The organism is Roseixanthobacter glucoisosaccharinicivorans, assembly GCF_043195095.2.
Classification (GTDB): Bacteria; Pseudomonadota; Alphaproteobacteria; order Rhizobiales; family Xanthobacteraceae; genus NCEH01.
The window spans coordinates 2,895,137-2,911,768 of record NZ_CM195538.1 but is presented as its reverse complement, the minus strand read 5'-3'; the positions used below and the strand labels follow the sequence as shown (position 1 = coordinate 2,911,768).

The 16,632-nt window shown below is 67.1% G+C and carries 9 protein-coding genes; 4 read left to right on the top strand and 5 right to left on the bottom strand.

Annotated elements, in window-relative coordinates:
* Positions 1-30: 30 nt before the first annotated feature.
* The 4 genes from V5F78_RS13495 to V5F78_RS13480 all read left to right on the top strand — a co-directional run bounded on the left by V5F78_RS13495 (position 31) and on the right by V5F78_RS13480 (position 10,490).
* Entirely contained in the window at positions 31-3,243 is a 3,213-nt protein-coding gene (locus V5F78_RS13495) for an efflux RND transporter permease subunit (protein ID WP_394071079.1), read from the top strand.
* A gap of 136 nt (positions 3,244-3,379) precedes the next feature.
* The gene (locus tag V5F78_RS13490; protein ID WP_394071078.1) at positions 3,380-6,715 is read left to right on the top strand and encodes a transglutaminase family protein; all 3,336 of its coding nucleotides are present in this window, start codon (positions 3,380-3,382) and stop codon (positions 6,713-6,715) included.
* A 343-nt stretch (positions 6,716-7,058) separates the two neighbouring features.
* On the top strand, positions 7,059-9,575 hold the full coding sequence (locus tag V5F78_RS13485) for a circularly permuted type 2 ATP-grasp protein (protein ID WP_394071077.1): 2,517 nt from the start codon (positions 7,059-7,061) through the stop codon (positions 9,573-9,575).
* Between the two features lie 6 nt (positions 9,576-9,581).
* Entirely contained in the window at positions 9,582-10,490 is a 909-nt protein-coding gene (locus V5F78_RS13480) for a transglutaminase family protein (protein ID WP_394071076.1), read from the top strand.
* A gap of 28 nt (positions 10,491-10,518) precedes the next feature.
* On the opposite strand, the gene V5F78_RS13475 is transcribed toward V5F78_RS13480, so the two are convergent.
* The 5 genes from V5F78_RS13475 to V5F78_RS13455 all read right to left on the bottom strand — a co-directional run bounded on the left by V5F78_RS13475 (position 10,519) and on the right by V5F78_RS13455 (position 16,503).
* On the bottom strand, positions 10,519-11,871 hold the full coding sequence (locus V5F78_RS13475) for a TRAP transporter large permease (protein ID WP_394071075.1): 1,353 nt from the start codon (positions 11,869-11,871) through the stop codon (positions 10,519-10,521).
* Positions 11,868-12,428, bottom strand: a complete 561-nt coding sequence (locus V5F78_RS13470; RefSeq protein WP_394071074.1) for a TRAP transporter small permease — start codon at positions 12,426-12,428, stop codon at positions 11,868-11,870. Before V5F78_RS13470 ends, V5F78_RS13475 begins: the two co-directional genes overlap by 4 nt.
* A complete protein-coding gene (gene dctP / locus V5F78_RS13465; RefSeq protein WP_394071147.1) occupies positions 12,425-13,444 on the bottom strand; it encodes a TRAP transporter substrate-binding protein DctP in 1,020 nt (339 codons plus the stop codon). Before dctP ends, V5F78_RS13470 begins: the two co-directional genes overlap by 4 nt.
* A 144-nt stretch (positions 13,445-13,588) precedes the next feature.
* Positions 13,589-15,118: a malonate--CoA ligase gene (locus V5F78_RS13460; protein ID WP_394071073.1), complete on the bottom strand. Its 1,530-nt coding sequence runs from the start codon at positions 15,116-15,118 to the stop codon at positions 13,589-13,591.
* Positions 15,115-16,503: a malonyl-CoA decarboxylase gene (locus V5F78_RS13455; RefSeq protein ID WP_394071072.1), complete on the bottom strand. Its 1,389-nt coding sequence runs from the start codon at positions 16,501-16,503 to the stop codon at positions 15,115-15,117. The genes V5F78_RS13460 and V5F78_RS13455 overlap by 4 nt, the downstream gene beginning before the upstream one ends.
* Positions 16,504-16,632 lie beyond the last annotated feature (129 nt).

Sequence of the window (16,632 nt, the reverse complement as noted above, 5' to 3'; positions counted from 1 at the left end):
GGCCGATCCCTCGAACCACAGGCGGCGAACATGATCTCGCGCTTTTTCATCGAGCGACCGGTCCTAGCCAACGTCCTCGCTCTGCTTTTCGTCCTGATCGGCTCGGTCTGCCTGATCCGTCTGCCGGTGGCCCAATATCCCAATATCGTGCCGCCCACCGTCACCGTGACCACCAGCTATCCCGGCGCGAGCGCCAAGACCATCGTCGACACGGTGGCGCTGCCCATCGAGCAGCAGGTCAACGGCGTCCAGGACATGCTCTACATGCAGTCCTGGGCGGCCAGCGACGGCACTTATACGCTGGTCGTGACCTTCGCCATCGGCACCGATCCGAACATGGCGCAGGTGCTGGTGCAGAACCGCGTGTCCATCGCCTTGGCCTCGCTGCCCGCGGCGGTGTCGACCCAGGGCGTCACGGTGCTCCAGAAGGGCACCTCGATCCTGGAGTTCGTCGCGCTGACCTCGCCGGACGGGCGCTATGACGGCCTGTTCCTCTCCAACTACGCCGCCATCTACGTTCAGAACGAACTGGCGCGCCTGCCCGGGGTCGGCAACGTGCTCATCTTCGGCGCCGGCGACTATGCCATGCGCGTGTGGATGGATCCGGACAAGATGCAGGCGGTGGGCCTCACGCCTTCGGACGTGGTCAACGCCATCAAGGGCCAGAGCCAGGAAGTCACCGCCGGCCAGGTGGGCATGCCGCCCACGCCCTCGGGCACGAACTTCCAATATACGGTCAACATCCAGGGCCGCCTGAACGATGTACCGGACTATGAGAACATCATCGTCAAGGTGGACAACCAGAACGGCGGCCGCATCCTGCGCGTGAGGGACATCGGCCGGGTCGAGCTGGGGGCGCAGAGCTACAGCAAGACCTTCCAGCTGGACAACAAGCCGGCCACCGGCATCGCCATCTTCCAATTGCCCGACGCCAACGCGCTGGACGTGGCGGCGGCGGTCAAGGCGAAGATGGAGCAGCTGAAGACCTCCTTCCCCGAAGGCGTCGCCTATACCGTCCCGTTCGACACCACGCTGTTCGTCGCCGCCTCCATCGGCGAGGTCTACAAGACGCTTTACGAAGCGGGCATCCTGGTGCTCGTGGTCATCATCCTGTTCCTGCAGGATTGGCGCGCCACCCTGGTGCCGGCGACCACGGTGCCGGTCACCATCATAGGCGCCTTCGCGGCCATGGCGGCCATGGGCTTCACCATTAATCTCTCGACCCTGTTCGCGCTCATCCTCGCCATCGGCATCGTGGTGGACGATGCCATCGTGATCGTGGAGGGTGTGGCGCGCCACATCGAGGAGGGGATGGAGGGCCAGCCGGCCGCCGAAAAGGCCATGGACGAATTGTTCGGCCCGGTCATCGGCATCACCCTGGTGCTGATGTCGGTGTTCCTGCCGGCCTCGTTCATTCCCGGCCTGACGGGCGAGATGTTCAAGCAGTTCGCGCTGGTCATCGCGGCCACCGCCTTCATCTCGGCCATCAATGCCGCCACCCTGAAGCCCACCCAGTGCGCCCTGTGGCTGCGCAAGCCGACGCCGCCGGAAAAGCGCAATGTGGTCTATCGCGGCTTCAACGCCATCTATGACCGCTGCGAGCGGGCCTATACCGGCCTCATCTCGCGCATGGTGCACGTCTCCGGCCTGATGGTGCTGGTCGCGCTGGCGCTGATCGCGCTCGCCGGCTACGGCCTCACCCGCGTGCCCACCTCGTTCCTGCCCATCGAGGACCAGGGCTATGTGGTGCTGGCGGTGCAATTGCCCGACGGCGCCTCCACCGAGCGCACGCAGGCGATCGTCCAACGCGCCTCGGACATCGCCCAGAAGACCCCGGGCGTGAAGGTGGTGCTCGGTATCACCGGCATCTCGGCCCTGGACAATAACGCCACCCTCAGCAGCGCCGGCGTGCTCTATGTCACGTTCGACGACTGGAGCGTGCGCGAAGAGCACAAGGGCCAGGATCTCCTGTCCATCTACACGCACTTGAACAAGGAACTGGGCCAGATCCAGGAAGCCAGCATCGCTGTGCTCGTGCCCCCGGCGATCCAGGGCATCGGCAATGCCGCCGGCTTCACGATGCAGCCGCAGATCCGCGACGGCAATTTCGACTATGTGCTGCTGGATCGCGTGGCCAATGCGATCATCGACAAGGGCGAGGCGCAATCCTCCCTGTCGCATCTGTCCACCTCGTTCCGGGTGGGCGCGCCGCAATTGCAGGTGGACGTCAACCGCATCAAGGCGGAGACGCTGGGCGTCACGGTGAACCAGGTGTTCAACGCGGTATCCACCTATGTGGGCTCGGCCTACATCACGCAGATCAACAAGTTCGGTAACGTGTTCCAGGTCTATGCGCAGGCCGATTCCAAGTCGCGCATTTCGCCGGAGGATCTCAACAATCTGAAGGTGAGGGCGAGCAACGGCACGATGGTGCCGCTGGGCACCTTGATCGACATCCGGGTCATTCCCGGCGCGCCGCTGATCTCGCTGTATAATCTGTATCCCACCGCCACCATCGTCGGCACCAATGCGCCGGGCTTCTCCTCCGGCCAGGCGCTGAGCGTGATGGAGCAGATCGCCAGCGCCACGCTGCCGCCGGGCATGGGCTTCGAATGGACCGCCATGTCCTATCAGGAGAAGCAGGTCGGCTCGCAGATGTACTACGTCTTCGCGCTCGCCATCCTGCTGGTCTACATGGTGCTCGCCGGCCAGTATGAAAGCTGGATCCAGCCGCTTTCGGTCATCCTGGCGGTGCCGCTGGCGCTGCTCGGCACCGTGGGCGCGCTGGTGGGGCTGGGGATCGCCAACAATCTCTACACCCAGATCGGCCTCGTGCTGCTGATCGCGCTCGCCTCCAAGAACGCCATCCTGATCGTGGAATATGCCCGCGAGAAACGGGAGGAGGGCATGGACATCATGGAAGCGGCGGTGGAGGCCTCGCGCCTGCGGTTCCGCCCCATCCTGATGACATCGTTCGCCTTCATCCTTGGCGTGCTGCCGCTGGTGTTCGCAACCGGCGCCGGTGCCAATTCGCGCAAGTCGATCGGCATTGCGGTGGTGAGCGGCATGCTCGCCTCCACCTGCCTCGCGGTGCTGTTCGTGCCGTCTTTCTACACGGTGCTCCAGCGCTTCGAGGAAAAGTACCTGCACAAGAAGAAGAAAAAGCCTCACGGCACGCCGGAGAACGACGGCCCCGCCGCGCCCCCGGCCGGCCCGGTGCCGGGCCATCCCGCATCTGCCTGATGCCGAAGACGGGCAGGGCCGCACGCGCGGCCCTGCCTCCAAATGAGGCAATGCGCGCCGCAAACTCACGCTTTCTTGGGCCGATGCGCTTGTCTAACCTCAAGCCATGCCGTGCCAACCGGAGCTGGTGACCTGAATGACGATCCTCGCGAGCCTCCACCATGTCACCAGCTATTCCTATGACCGGCCCATCATGCTCGGGCCGCAGACCGTGCGCCTGCGCCCGGCGCCGCACAGCCGCACCGATATTCCCGCCTATTCGCTGAAGATCACGCCGGCCGAGCACTTCATCAACTGGCAGCAGGACCCGTTCGGCAACTGGCTGGCGCGGCTCGTGTTTCCCGAGAAGACCACCGAGTTCAAGGTCGAGGTGGACCTGCTCGCGCGCATGTCGGTGATCAATCCGTTCGACTTCTTCATCGAGGATTATGCCGACCATTTCCCGTTCGACTACGCGCCCGACCTGAAGGCTGAGCTTGCGCCCTATCTCGCGCTGGAGGATGGCGGGCCGGAGCTGGATGCCTTCGTCGCCGCGGTGCCGCGCACCAAGACGCGCATGGTGGATTTTCTGGTTGGCCTCAACCAGCGCGTGCAGGCCGAAGTCGGCTATGTGATCCGCATGGAGCCGGGCGTGCAGACGCCGGACGAGACGCTGGCGAGCAAGCTCGGCTCGTGCCGCGATTCCGGCTGGCTGCTGGTTCAGGTCCTGCGCCGCCTCGGCCTCGCCGCGCGCTTCGTCTCCGGCTATCTGATCCAGCTCAAGCCGGACGTGCCGGCGCTCGACGGCCCCTCCGGCACCGAGGTGGACTTCACCGACCTGCACGCCTGGGCCGAAGTCTATCTGCCCGGTGCCGGCTGGATCGGCCTGGACGCCACCTCCGGCCTGCTGTGCGGAGAGGGGCATATTCCGCTGGCGGCGACCCCGCATTATCGCTCCGCCGCGCCGATCTCCGGCGGCGTCGAGCCGGCGGAAGTGGAATTCGATTTCGAAATGTCAGTGGCCCGCGTCGCCGAGGCGCCGCGCGTGACGCTGCCGTTCTCGGACGAGAGCTGGGCCGCGCTGAACGCGCTCGGCGAAAAGGTCGATGCCGACCTGATGACCAACGACGTGCGCCTGACCATGGGCGGCGAGCCCACCTTCGTCTCCATCGACGATTATGAGGGCGCCGAATGGAACACCGCCGCCCTCGGCCCGCAGAAGCGGGTGCGGGCGGACGATCTCGCCCGCCGCCTGCGCAAGCGCTTCGCGCCCGGCGGCCTGCTGCATTACGGCCAGGGCAAATGGTATCCCGGCGAGCCGCTGCCGCGCTGGTCCTTCGGCCTGTTCTGGCGCAAGGACGGCAAGCCGATCTGGCATGACGAGACGCTGATCGCCGACGAGGCGCACGATTATGGCGTCACCACCGCCGATGCCGAGCGATTCGCGCTCGCGCTCGCCGAGCGTCTCGGGCTCGGCGGCAAATATGTGCAGCCGGCCTATGAGGACAATGCCCACTTCCTGCTCAAGGAAGCCAATCTGCCGGAGAATCTCGAGCCCGGCGACAAGCGGCTGGCAGACCCCGAGTCCCGCATCACGCTGGCAAAGGCGTTGTCCGAAGGGCTCGGCAATCCGCGCGGCTATGTCATCCCGGTGCAGCGGCTGAATGCCCGCGGTGGCCAGGGCTGGCTGAGCGAGGTGTGGAAATTCCGCCGCGGCCATCTGTTCCTGGTGCCGGGTGACAGCGCCATCGGCTTCCGCCTGCCGCTGGATTCCCTGCCGTATCTCTCGCCGATCCTCTATCCCCACACCATTCCCGCCGACCCCATGGAGCCGCGCGGCCCGCTGCCCGATCCCGACGAGATGGCGCAGGGCTACGAGCGCGACGCGGCAACCGGCCACGTCCCCTCCGCTGAGCGGGCGCGGCAGATCCTCTCCGATTATCTGGCGCGTGCGCCGGAGCCGGCCGACCAGGCGGTGCGCACCGCCGTCTCCGTCGAGGCGCGCGACGGGCGGCTGTGCGTGTTCCTGCCACCGCTGACCACGCTGGAGGATTATCTCGCCTTCGTCTCGGCCGTGGAATCGGTCGCCGCCGAGCTGAAGATGCCGGTGCATCTGGAGGGCTATCCGCCGCCGTTCGACCCGCGCCTGCAGGTGATCGGCCTCTCGCCCGATCCCGGCGTGCTGGAGGTGAACATCCATCCCGCCTCCGATTGGAAGGGATGCGTGGAGACCACCCGCATCGTCTATGAGGAGGCACGCCTCGCCCGCCTCGGCACCGAGAAATTCATGACCGACGGGCGCCACACCGGCACCGGCGGCGGCAATCACGTGGTGGTGGGTGGCATTACCCCGGCGGACAGCCCGTTCCTGCGCCGGCCGGACCTGCTGAAGAGCCTGCTGCTCTATTGGCAGCGCCACCCCTCGCTGTCCTACATGTTCTCGGGCGTCTTCATCGGCCCCACCTCGCAGCATCCGCGCATCGACGAGGCGCGGCACGACAGCCTGTACGAGCTGGAAATCGCCTTCTCCAAATTCCCCGCCCCGGGCACGGACCTGCCGCCGCCGCCCTGGCTGGTGGACCGCATGCTGCGCAACATCCTGATCGACGTGACGGGCAACACCCACCGCACGGAAATCTCGATCGACAAGCTCTATTCGCCGGATGGCCCCACCGGCCGCCTGGGCCTGGTGGAGTTCCGCTGCTTCGAGATGCCGCCGGACTGGCGCATGAGCCTTGCCCAGCAATTGCTGCTGCGGGCGCTGATCTCCGCGCTCTGGCGCAAGCCTTTGTCCGGTTCGCTGGTGCGCTGGGGCACGGCGCTGAACGACCGCTTCATGCTGCCCTATTACGCCTGGGCCGATTTCCAGGACGTGCTCGGCGATCTGCGCGATGCCGGCTATGATTTCGATCCGCTCTGGTTCCAGGCCCAGTTCGAGTTCCGTTTCCCGAGCTTCGGCAAGGTGCAGCGGGCGGGCGTGGATATCGAGCTGCGCCAGGCCCTTGAGCCGTGGCACGTGCTCGGCGAGGAAGCCGCCGCCGGCGGCACCGTGCGCTATGTGGACAGTTCCGTGGAGCGCGTGCAGGTGCAGGTGGACGGGTTCAACCCGGCCCGCCACGTCATGACTTGCAACGGCCGGCGCATTCCGCTGGCGCCGACCGGGCGCAGCGGCACCTTCGTCGCCGGGGTGCGCTACAAGGCGTGGGATCCTTATTCCGCTTTGCATCCGACCATTCCGGTGCATACGCCTTTGGTGTTCGACCTCATCGACACCTGGAGCGGGCGCTCGCGCGGCGGGTTCGTCTATCACGTCTCCCATCCGGGCGGCCGCAGCTACGACACCTATCCGGTGAATTCCTACGAGGCGGAATCGCGCCGTCTCGCCCGGTTCGTGAACCATGGCCATACGCCCGGCGTGCCCCATGTGCCGGAGGAATCCGCGCCGGACGAATTCCCCACCACCCTCGATCTGCGGCGCCCGGGCGGACTCTGAAAGCTCCGCCGGCGGAAAGGCAACCTGCCGGCGGAAAAAGAAATCGTTCCAATTCGCAGATAAGTTCTTTCCTCGCGGGAAAAGTTCGTCAAGCTAGGCGAACCGGCGATGCGTCCGCCTCCTTGGGCACATCGCCGGACCCGCGCGCGGGCCGGCGGAACGCCGCCATGCACCGCGCGTGCAAGAAGCCTGCATCGGCCGAGCCTTCATCGGTTAAGCCTGCATCTGCCTGGGTTGAAACGGGCCAGATGCCGGGTGAAGCGGCGAACGGCAACATGGCGGCGCTGCGCGAACCGGCGATCATGAGTCATACGAGCGGGCTCTGGGGGAGGAAAAGCCAAGCGTGGACAAAGTGAGCCTGGCCGAGGACGCCAATCACGATCCGTTCGCAGCCGCTGCGGTGGAAGCCGTTCTCGACGGCTATCAGACCCTGCCCGGCGTGCGCGACGAGATGATGGGCGCCGATGGCCGCCCGCGCGCCCATTGGGTGCCGTTCCTCACAGCGCTCGCCGAACTTGGCCCGCAGGAAGTGCGCCGGCGCTTCGGCGCGGCCGATCGCTATCTGCGCGACAGCGGCGTCTTCTATCGGGTCTATGACGACAAGGGCGGCGGCGAACGGCCGTGGGCGCTCAGCCATATTCCCCTGCTGCTGGACAAGGCGGACTGGGACAGCCTCGCCGCCGGGCTGGTGGAACGCGCGCAATTGCTGGAAGCCCTGCTGGCCGATCTGTATGGCCCCGCGCGGCTGGTGGAGCAGGGCGCGCTTCCCGCCGCCGCGGTCGCGGGAAGCCCGGAATTCCTGCGTCCCATGGTCGGCTCCATGCCGCGCGGGGGAAAATTCCTGCGCTTCTACGCCGCCGACGTGGGGCGCGGCCCGGACGGGCGCTGGTGGGTGCTGTCCGATCGCACCCAGGCGCCCTCGGGCGTCGGCTATGCGCTGGAAAATCGCCTCGCCATGTCGCGCGCCCTGCCGGATATCTCCCGCACCATGCGGATGGACCGGCTGGCCGGCTTCTTCCAGGGCTTCCGCACCTCGCTCCTGAAACTCGACCGCACCGGGGAGGGCCGGGTCGGCCTGATGACACCCGGCGCGCTCAACGAAACCTATTTCGAACACGCTTTGCTCGCCCGCTACATGGGCTTCTCGCTGGTGGAGGGCGAGGATCTCGCGGTGCGCGGCGATGCGCTTTATGTGCGCACCGTGGCCGGGCTGAAGCGGGTGGACGTGGTGCTGCGCCGGCTCGACGCGGATTTCGCCGATCCGCTGGAATTGAACGCGCGTTCGCGCCTCGGCGTGCCGGGGCTCGCCCATGTGGCGCGCATCGGCGGTGTGGCGCTGGCCAATGCGCTGGGTTCGGGCCTGGTGGAAGCGCCGGCGCTCATGGCCTTCCTGCCGCGGCTCGCCATCAAGCTGCTCGGCCGCCCGCTCGCTTTGCCGCATGTGGGCACCTGGTGGTGCGGGCAGGGCGCCGAGCGTGCCCAGGTGATGGAGCATCTGGACGAACTGGTGGTGGCCTCTGCCTTCGGCACGCCGGTGCCCGGCATCGGCCGGCGCGGCTCGGTGCTCGGAGCGGACCTGAGCCCCCAGGAGCGGCGCCAGCTGTCCGCCGTCATGGCGCGCCGCGGCGCCGATCTGGTGGGGCAGGATGTGGCCCGCATCTCCACCATGCCGGTGTGGACCGGCGACAAGCTCACGCCGCGCCCGTTCACGCTGCGGGTGTTCCTGGCCGCCACCGAAGAGGGCTGGACCGTTATGCCCGGCGGTTTCTGCCGCATCTCGGAACGGCTCGACGCGCGCGCCTTCTCGATCCAGCGCGGCGATCGCTCGGCGGATGTGTGGGTGCTGGCGGACCGCGAGGTGCCCGCCACCACCTTGCTGCCAAGCCCCGACAATGTGCGGGTGCGCCGCTCCTCCGGCACCCTGCCGAGCCGCTCGGCCGACAATCTGTTCTGGCTCGGCCGCTATGTGGAGCGGGCCGAGGCCACCTTGCGCCTGGTGCGGGCGCTGGTGGGGCGGCTGGCGGAAACCGAGCCCGCCAGCAGCCCGCTGGTGCTGCGGCTGATCACGCTGCTGTCCTTCTGGGGCGCCATGCCGCGCGATTTCACCGGCGCCTCGCCGAGCCGCCATGCCATCGCGGCCTTGACGCGGCACGATCTGCCCGGCGGCCTGCCGCAGGTGGTGAAATCGGCCCGCGCCGCCGCGTCCGTGATCCGCGACCGCTTCTCGCCCGATGCCTGGCGCGCGCTGGTGGATCTGGAAGCGTGCCTCAATACCCCGGTGCCCACCGCCCCCACGGAAGCGGACGCCCATGAGCGGGCGGATGCCGCGCTGCGCATCATCGCCGCCTTTTCCGGCCTCGCCAGCGAGAACATGAACCGCCTCACCGGCTGGCGGTTTCTCGAACTCGGCCGGCGCATCGAGCGGGGCATGGCGCTGCTGCGCTTCGCGCGGACCTTCGCCGAGCAGGGCGCCCCGCGCGGCGCGCTCGACGTGCTGTTGCAACTCGCCGACAGCCAGATCACCTATCGCAGCCGCTATGTGGTGATCGAGGCGCGCGGCCCCGTGCTGGACCTGGTGCTGCTGGACCCGGACAATCCGCGCTCGCTCGCTTTCCAGGTGGAGCGCATCGCCGCCCATCTGCGGGTGCTGCCGGGGCGCGATCCGGACGAGCCGCCGCCGCGCTCGGAGCGCATCATCGCGCGCATGCGCGCCGACCTCACGGCCGCCACCGCCGAATCCTTCGACATCGAGGATTTCGACGCGCTGGAAGGCGATCTCGCCCAGCTCTCGGACGAGATCGCGGCACATTATTTCATCCAGGGGCCGGCGGCGGACATCGCCTGGCCGGGGCAGGGGTGAGGCGCCATGCTCTATGACATCCGCCAGACCACCACATATCTCTACGGCGGGCAGGTGCGCGTGGCGCGCCAGGTGCTGCACATGACGCCGGTGGACCGGCCGCACCACCAGCACGTGGTCTCCCATTCCCTCGCCACCGATCCGATCGCGGGCGAGATGGAGCAGGGGCTCGATTTCTTCGGCAATGCGATCGCCTGGCTCACCCTCGACACGCCCCACGACCGGCTCGAGATTTCCACCCATAGCCGGGTCGAGGTGAAGGCCGCGCCGCTGCCCGATCTCCAGGCCTCTCCGATGGTGGACGAGGTGCGCGAGGCAGCGTTCGCCAGCACCGATCTCGGCCCGAATTCGCCGGTGCACGGGCTCTATGCGAGCCGTTCCGTTCCGCTCGATCCCGCCATTACCGACTGGACGGCGGAGAGTTGCGCGCCCAACCGCCCGATCCTGGCCGCCGCCTGGGAGGTGATGGAGCGTATCCATTCCGACTTCGCCTATGAGCCTGGCGCCACTGACGTCACCACGCTGCCGCACGAGGCCTTCGAGGCGAAGCGCGGCGTGTGCCAGGATTTCGCCCACGTGATGATCGCCGGTCTGCGGGGGCTTGGCCTCTCGGCGCGCTATGTGTCGGGATATCTGCGCACGGTGCCGCCGGCGGGACAGGAGCGCCTGGCCGGATCGGATGCCACCCATGCCTGGGCAGAGGTGTGGTGCGGGGAGGATTTGGGCTGGATCGGGCTTGATCCCACAAACGCGATCGCGGCCGGCAACGACCACATCATTCTCGCCATCGGCCGCGATTATTCCGATGTGGCGCCAGTGGATGGCGTCATCGTCGCTTCCGGCGAGCACCTGCTTGCCGTCGGGGTGGACGTGGTGCCGGTGGAGCGCCCGCACGCGGTGGCGCCGGCCTCATAGGGCCGGCGCGTCGTCCCTCTTCCGCCCCCTACCGTCCCTGGCCCATGACGAGGTCCGGGAGACCCGTCGCGATCTGGGGGAACAGGCAGAGCAGGACCACGGCGAGCATCATCAGCAGCACGAACGGCACCGTGCCCCAGATCACGTCCTTGAGCGGAATGTCGGGGGCGATGTTCTTGATGACGAAGATGTTCAGCCCCACCGGGGGATGGATCAGCCCCATCTCCATGACGATGGTCATCACCACGCCGAACCAGATCAGATCGAAGCCAGCGGCCTTCAGGGGCGGCAGGATGATGGGCGCGGTCATCAGGATGATCGACACCGGCGGCAGGAAGAAGCCGAGTACCACCACCAGCACCAATATGGTCGCCAGCAGCAGCCATTTGGACAGATGCAGCGCCACGATCGCCTGCGCCGCCGCCTGGGAGATGTGCAGATAGCTCATCACATAGGAATAGAGCAGCGACATGCCGATGATCAGCATCAGCATGGTGGCCTCCCGCAAGGTGGAGGTGAGGATCGGCTCCAGATCCTTCGGCGTCCAGACCTGGTAGATCAGGGCGATCAGCACCAGGGCCAGGATCCCGCCGAGGCCGGCGGTCTCGGAGGGGGTGGCATAGCCGCCGTAGAGGGCGACCATGACGCCGGTGAGCAGGATCACGAACGGCAGCACCCGCGGCAGCGCGGCGAAGCGGTCGCGCATGGTGAGGTGCTCTTCGTGCAGGATCGGCGATGCGGCGCCGGTCTGTTCGTAGAGCAGCTTGGCGCGGGCGAATTCCTGGCGGAAGCGCACCATGGCATAGGCGGCGAACAGCATCACCAGCAGCAGGCCCGGCCCGAGTCCGGCGAGGAACAGGCGGCCGAGCGACTGCTCGGCGGCGACCGCATAGAGGATCATGGTGATGGAGGGCGGCAAAAGGATGCCGAGGGTTCCGCCGGCGGCGATGAGGCCGGCGGCGAAGCTGCCCGAATAGCCGCGCTTGCGCATTTCGGGAATGCCGGCGGAGCCGATGGCCGAGCAGGTGGCGGGGGAAGAGCCGGCCATGGCGGCGAACAAGGCGCAGGCGAAGACATTGGCGATGCCGAGGCCGCCGGGGATCTTGTGCATCCAGGCATGGAGCGCGGAATAGAGATCCTGCCCGGCGCGGGACTTGCCGATGGCGGCGCCCTTGAGGATGAACAGGGGAATGGAGAGGAGGGTGATGGAGGCCATCTCCTCATAGACATTCTGGGTGACCGTATCGAGGGATGCGGCGGGCATGAAGCCGAGCATGAACAGCACCGCCACCGCCCCCAGCGCGAAGGCGATGGGCATGCCGATGAACATGGTCAGCAGAGTCGCCCCGCCATACATCAAGCCGACGACGAGCGTGCTCATGGGCGCATCCTCCGCGCGAGGGCGCAGGCGATCTGGAGCGCGATCTGGACCGACAGCAGGCCCATGCCGAGCGTCATCACCCCATAGGGAATCCACAGAGGCGGGGCCCAGGTGGAGGAGGACACATGGCCGTCGATCCAGGCCTCTTCCAGCAATACGAACGACTTCCAGGTGAAGAAGGCGCAAAAGGCAAAGCTGGCGATATCCACCAGCAGCAGCCGGGCGGCATTGACGCGCGGCGGCAGCAGCGCACTCAGCGCCTCGATCGCCACATGGCCGCGCCGGCCCTGGACATAGGCCGCGGTCATGAAGGTCGCGCCCACCAGCAGGAAGACCGAAGCCTCGTCCTGCCAATAGGTGGGGGCATGGAACAGCAGGCGCGTCACCACGCTGTAGGACAGGATCAGGCTCGCCGCCACCAGGGCGATCGAAGCCAAAGCGACGATCAGCCGGTTGAGGAGGGACAGGGCTCCTTGGAGCGTGGAGAGAAGAGGGGGGAGCGGCTGGCCGGCCGAGGCGTGCGCCCCGGCCGGTCCAAGATCAAGTCCGTGGCTCATGCCCGCACGTCTTCCGCAAGCTTCAGCAGCTTGGCGTTGAGCGGGGTCTTGGCGGCATAATCCTTCCAGGCGGTGTCGCGGGCAATGGCGCGCCATTTTTCCACGGTCGCGGCATCGAGATCATGGATCTTCGCGCCGGCCTTCTGGAACACTTCGGCGACCTTCTCGTCGTCCGCCATGGCGCCGGCCTTGCCGAAAGCTTCCATCTCGGCGCCCACTGTATCTATAAGTTGCTGCTGTGCCTTCGGCAGGCCGTCATAGACGATCTTCGAGATCAGCAAGGGTTCGAGCATGAACCAATAGGATTTCCCGCGCCCGGTGGTGAGATTCTTCGACAATTCCTCCAGGCGGAAGGAAATCAGGCTGGTGGAGGAGGTGATGCCGGCGTCGCAGGCGCCGGTCTGCATGGCGACATAGAGTTCGTTGGAGGGGAGCGACAGCACCGCCGCGCCGGCGGCCTGGAGCACCATGTCCATCTCGCGCGAGCCGCCGCGCACCTTCATGCCCTTGGCATCCTCTGGGGAAACCAGCGGCCGCTCGCGGCTCGCCACCCCGCCGGCCTGCCAGATCCAGGTGACGATGCGGATGCCCTTGCTTTCCAGATAGGCCTCGAACTCCTGGCCCACCGGCTGGTTTTTCCAGGCGAGGCCCTGATCATAGGAGGAGACCAAGCCCGGCATGAGGCCGATATTGCATTCCGGCGCCTCGCCCCCGGCATAGGAGATGGGATAGAGCGACATATCCAGCGCGCCCTTCCGCAGGGCGGAGAATTGCGCATTGGTCTTCATGAGCGAAGAGCCGGGATACAGCTCGAACTTCAGTTCGCCATTGGAGCGCTTCTCCACCTGCTCGGCGAACTTGCGCACGAGACGATCGCGAAAATCGCCTTCATCTCCGCCGGAGCTTGGAAACTGATGGGAAATCTTGAGCGTGGTGGCCGCGCGGGCGGGGCCGGTGAGCTTCAGGATGGCGGGGGCGGCGATGGCGCCGGCAAGCAGGTGGCGTCTCGTGATCAACATGGCGCATGTCCTCCTTCGCCCGGAATGGGCGTTGTCTTGGCGTTTCCTCGAAACCCGCCCCGGTTCATCCGGGGTCGTGGCTCCCTCTTCTTGGGTCCGGCCTTCCGCTTGGCGGGGGAAAGACCAGGTGCCGCGCGCCGCTCAGGCGACGTTGCTGCGATAGATGTCCTTGTAGGTCTCTCTCAGGACGTTCTTCTGCACCTTGCCCATGGTATTGCGCGGAAGTTCGTCGACGAAGATGATCCGCTTGGGCAGCTTGAATTTCGCAAGCCGGTTTTCCAGCGTCGCATGGATATCGGCCTCGGTCACCCCGGCGCCGGGCGTGCGCACGACCACCGCCGTCACGCCTTCGCCGAAATCCTTGTGGGGCACGCCGATGACCGCGCTCTCCACGACGCCCGGCAAAGCGTCGATCTCGCCTTCCACTTCCTTGGGATAGACGTTGAAGCCGCCGGTGATGACGAGATCCTTGCCGCGCCCGACGATGTGCACATAGCCGCTCGCGTCGATCTTGCCGAGGTCGCCGGTGATGAAGAAGCCGTCGTGGAATTCGCTGGCGGTCTTCTCGGGCAGCTTCCAATAGCCCTTGAACACGTTCGGGCCCTTCACCTCGATGGCGCCGATCTCGTCCGCCGCCAGTACCTTGCCGCTCTCCGGATCGGTGATGCGGATGTCGACGCCGGGCAGGGGGAAGCCCACCGTGCCGGCGCGCCGCTCGCCGTCATAGGGATTGGACGTGTTCATCCCGGTCTCGGTCATGCCGTAGCGCTCCAGGATCGCCTGGCCGGTACGCTCGGCGAACGCGCGATGGGTTTCCGCCAGAAGCGGCGCCGAGCCGGAGACGAACAGGCGCATGTGGGCGGTGGCCTCCCGCGTCAGGCCCTCCTGGTCCAGCAGGCGGGTGTAGAAGGTCGGCACGCCCATCAGGCTGGTGGCCTGTGGCATCAGGCGCAGCGTCTGGGCGGCATCGAACTTCGGGCAGAAGATCATGCGCGCGCCGGCCAGCAGGATGATGTTGCTCGCCACGAACAGGCCGTGGGTGTGGAACAGCGGCAGGGCGTGTATCAACACGTCGTCGGCGGTGAAGCGCCAATAATCCCGCAGGGTGACCGCGTTGGAGAGCAGATTGTCGTGGCTCAGCATGGCGCCCTTGGCGCGGCCGGTGGTGCCGGAGGTGTAGAGGATGCCGGCAAGGTCCTCGGGGCCGCGCGCCACGTCCTCGAACGTATCGGGATAGGCCTGCGCCTTCACCGTGAGCGAGCCGATGCCGTTCGCGCCCAAGGTCTCCACCTGCGGCACGCCGAGGGAGGCGGCGAGCGCACGCACGTCGGTCTCGATCTCCGGCCGGCAGACCAGCACGGTGGGTTCGGCATCGGAAAGGAAATAGGAGAGTTCCGCCAGCGTATAGGCGGTGTTGAGCGGCAGATAGACCGCGCCCGCGCGCACGGCGGCGAGATAGAGCGCCAGCGCGGGCCAGGATTTCTCCACCTGCACCGCCACCCGGTCGCCCGGCTTCACGCCGAGGTCGATGAGCAGGTTCGCCATGCGCGCGGAGAGGGCGAGGGCGTCGGCATAGGTTTCCACCGCGCCGTCGGGATGCAGCACGAGCGGCTGGTCCAGGGCCGGCATGGCGGCCCGCATGGCGGAGAAGAGATGGTTGGTCTTGCTCATTGCACCGGCACCAGGGAACGCGAGGCGGTTTCGCCCCGCAGGAGTTTCTTCACGGCGGGACTCGCCACCACTTCGCCCTTGCCGGCGAAGGCTTCGTGGTTCTTCTCGATGTCGGCCAGCACGTAGCGATAATTGACCATCAGGCCGGCGGCCTGGGCGACACCCTTGGGCGAGAGGTCGCCCATGGGATTGATGCGCTCCAGCCGCGCGCCATTGCCGAGATGGAAGCGCGCCACCGGGTCCACCGGGCGGCCCTTGGCGGTCTTGGCCACCAGGAAATACTGCGCCGCCATGGCGCAGATCACCGGCGTCAGCTCGGCGCGCAGGTCATCGCGCTCCTGCCAGTCCGGTGTCTCCAGCAGCTTGAGCGTGGCGCGATCGGCGGGGGTGAGGAGCGGATTGTCCTCCTTGCGGAGCTCGCCGTCGAGCCAGGCGCGGAAGGTGGGGGTGGGCGAGAGCGTGACGAAGGTGGTGAGGGAGGGCATCTCGCGGGAAATCTCTTCCACCACCTGCTTGATGAGGAAATTGCCGAAGCTCACGCCGGCAAGGCCGCGCTGGCAGTTCGAGATGGAATAGAACACCGCCGTGGTCGCGGTGGCGGGATCGAGCGGCGCGCCGCGCTCCGGGTCGAGGATCGGCGCGATGGCGGCGGCCGGCTCCTTCATGAGCGCGATTTCCACGAAGATCAGTGGCTCGTCCACCATGGCCGGGTGGAAGAAGGCGTAACAGCGCCGGTCCGGGGCATCGACGCGGGCGCGCAGGTCGTTCCAGTCCTTGATCTCGTGGACCGCCTCGTAGCGGATGATCTTTTCCAGCACGTTGGCGGGCGTGGACCAGTCGATACGGCGCAGCACCAGGAACCCCCGATTGAACCAGGAGGAGAAGAGGTGGCCGAAATCCCGGTCCACCGGCGCGAGGTCCCGGCGGTGGACCATGGCGTCCATCAGATGCTCGCGCATGCGCACCAGGCTCGCCGTGGCGCCGGCGGCCATGTTGAAGCGGCGGAACAATTCCTGCCGGCGCGGCTCGCTGGCGCGGTGGATGGCGGCGATCGCGGCCTCGGCCGCATCGGTATTGTCGCCGGCGTTTCCATAGGCGGCGATGGCCGCGTCGAGCTTCCCCTTGTCCGGGCCGAAGGTGGTCAGGAGCGCCTCGAACAGGGCGATGCGCTCGCCGCTCTTCATGCGGGAATAGCGGTCGAGGATGTCGGTGGCCAGCGCCACGCCGGAGGCTTCGCCGCGGCCGGAGAGCAGATCCTCGCAGCGGTCGATCAGGGTCGCGGCGCGGGTGGCGCCGCTGGTGCGGGCGGACCGGTCCAGCAGCGCGCGCCCGCGTTCCGCGATGGTGGTGAGGAGGTCGCCGAAGAACGAGGTGTTGGAACTCATGACCGCCTTCCCGCAATGCAAGATCGCCGCCCATGACACAGGCCGCGGCCGCTCCTGGCAAGAGGGCATGCGCGGCGCGGAGCGAGGCCTGACGCCGCGAAAACCCTTCGCCGCCCGAGCCTGGGCTCA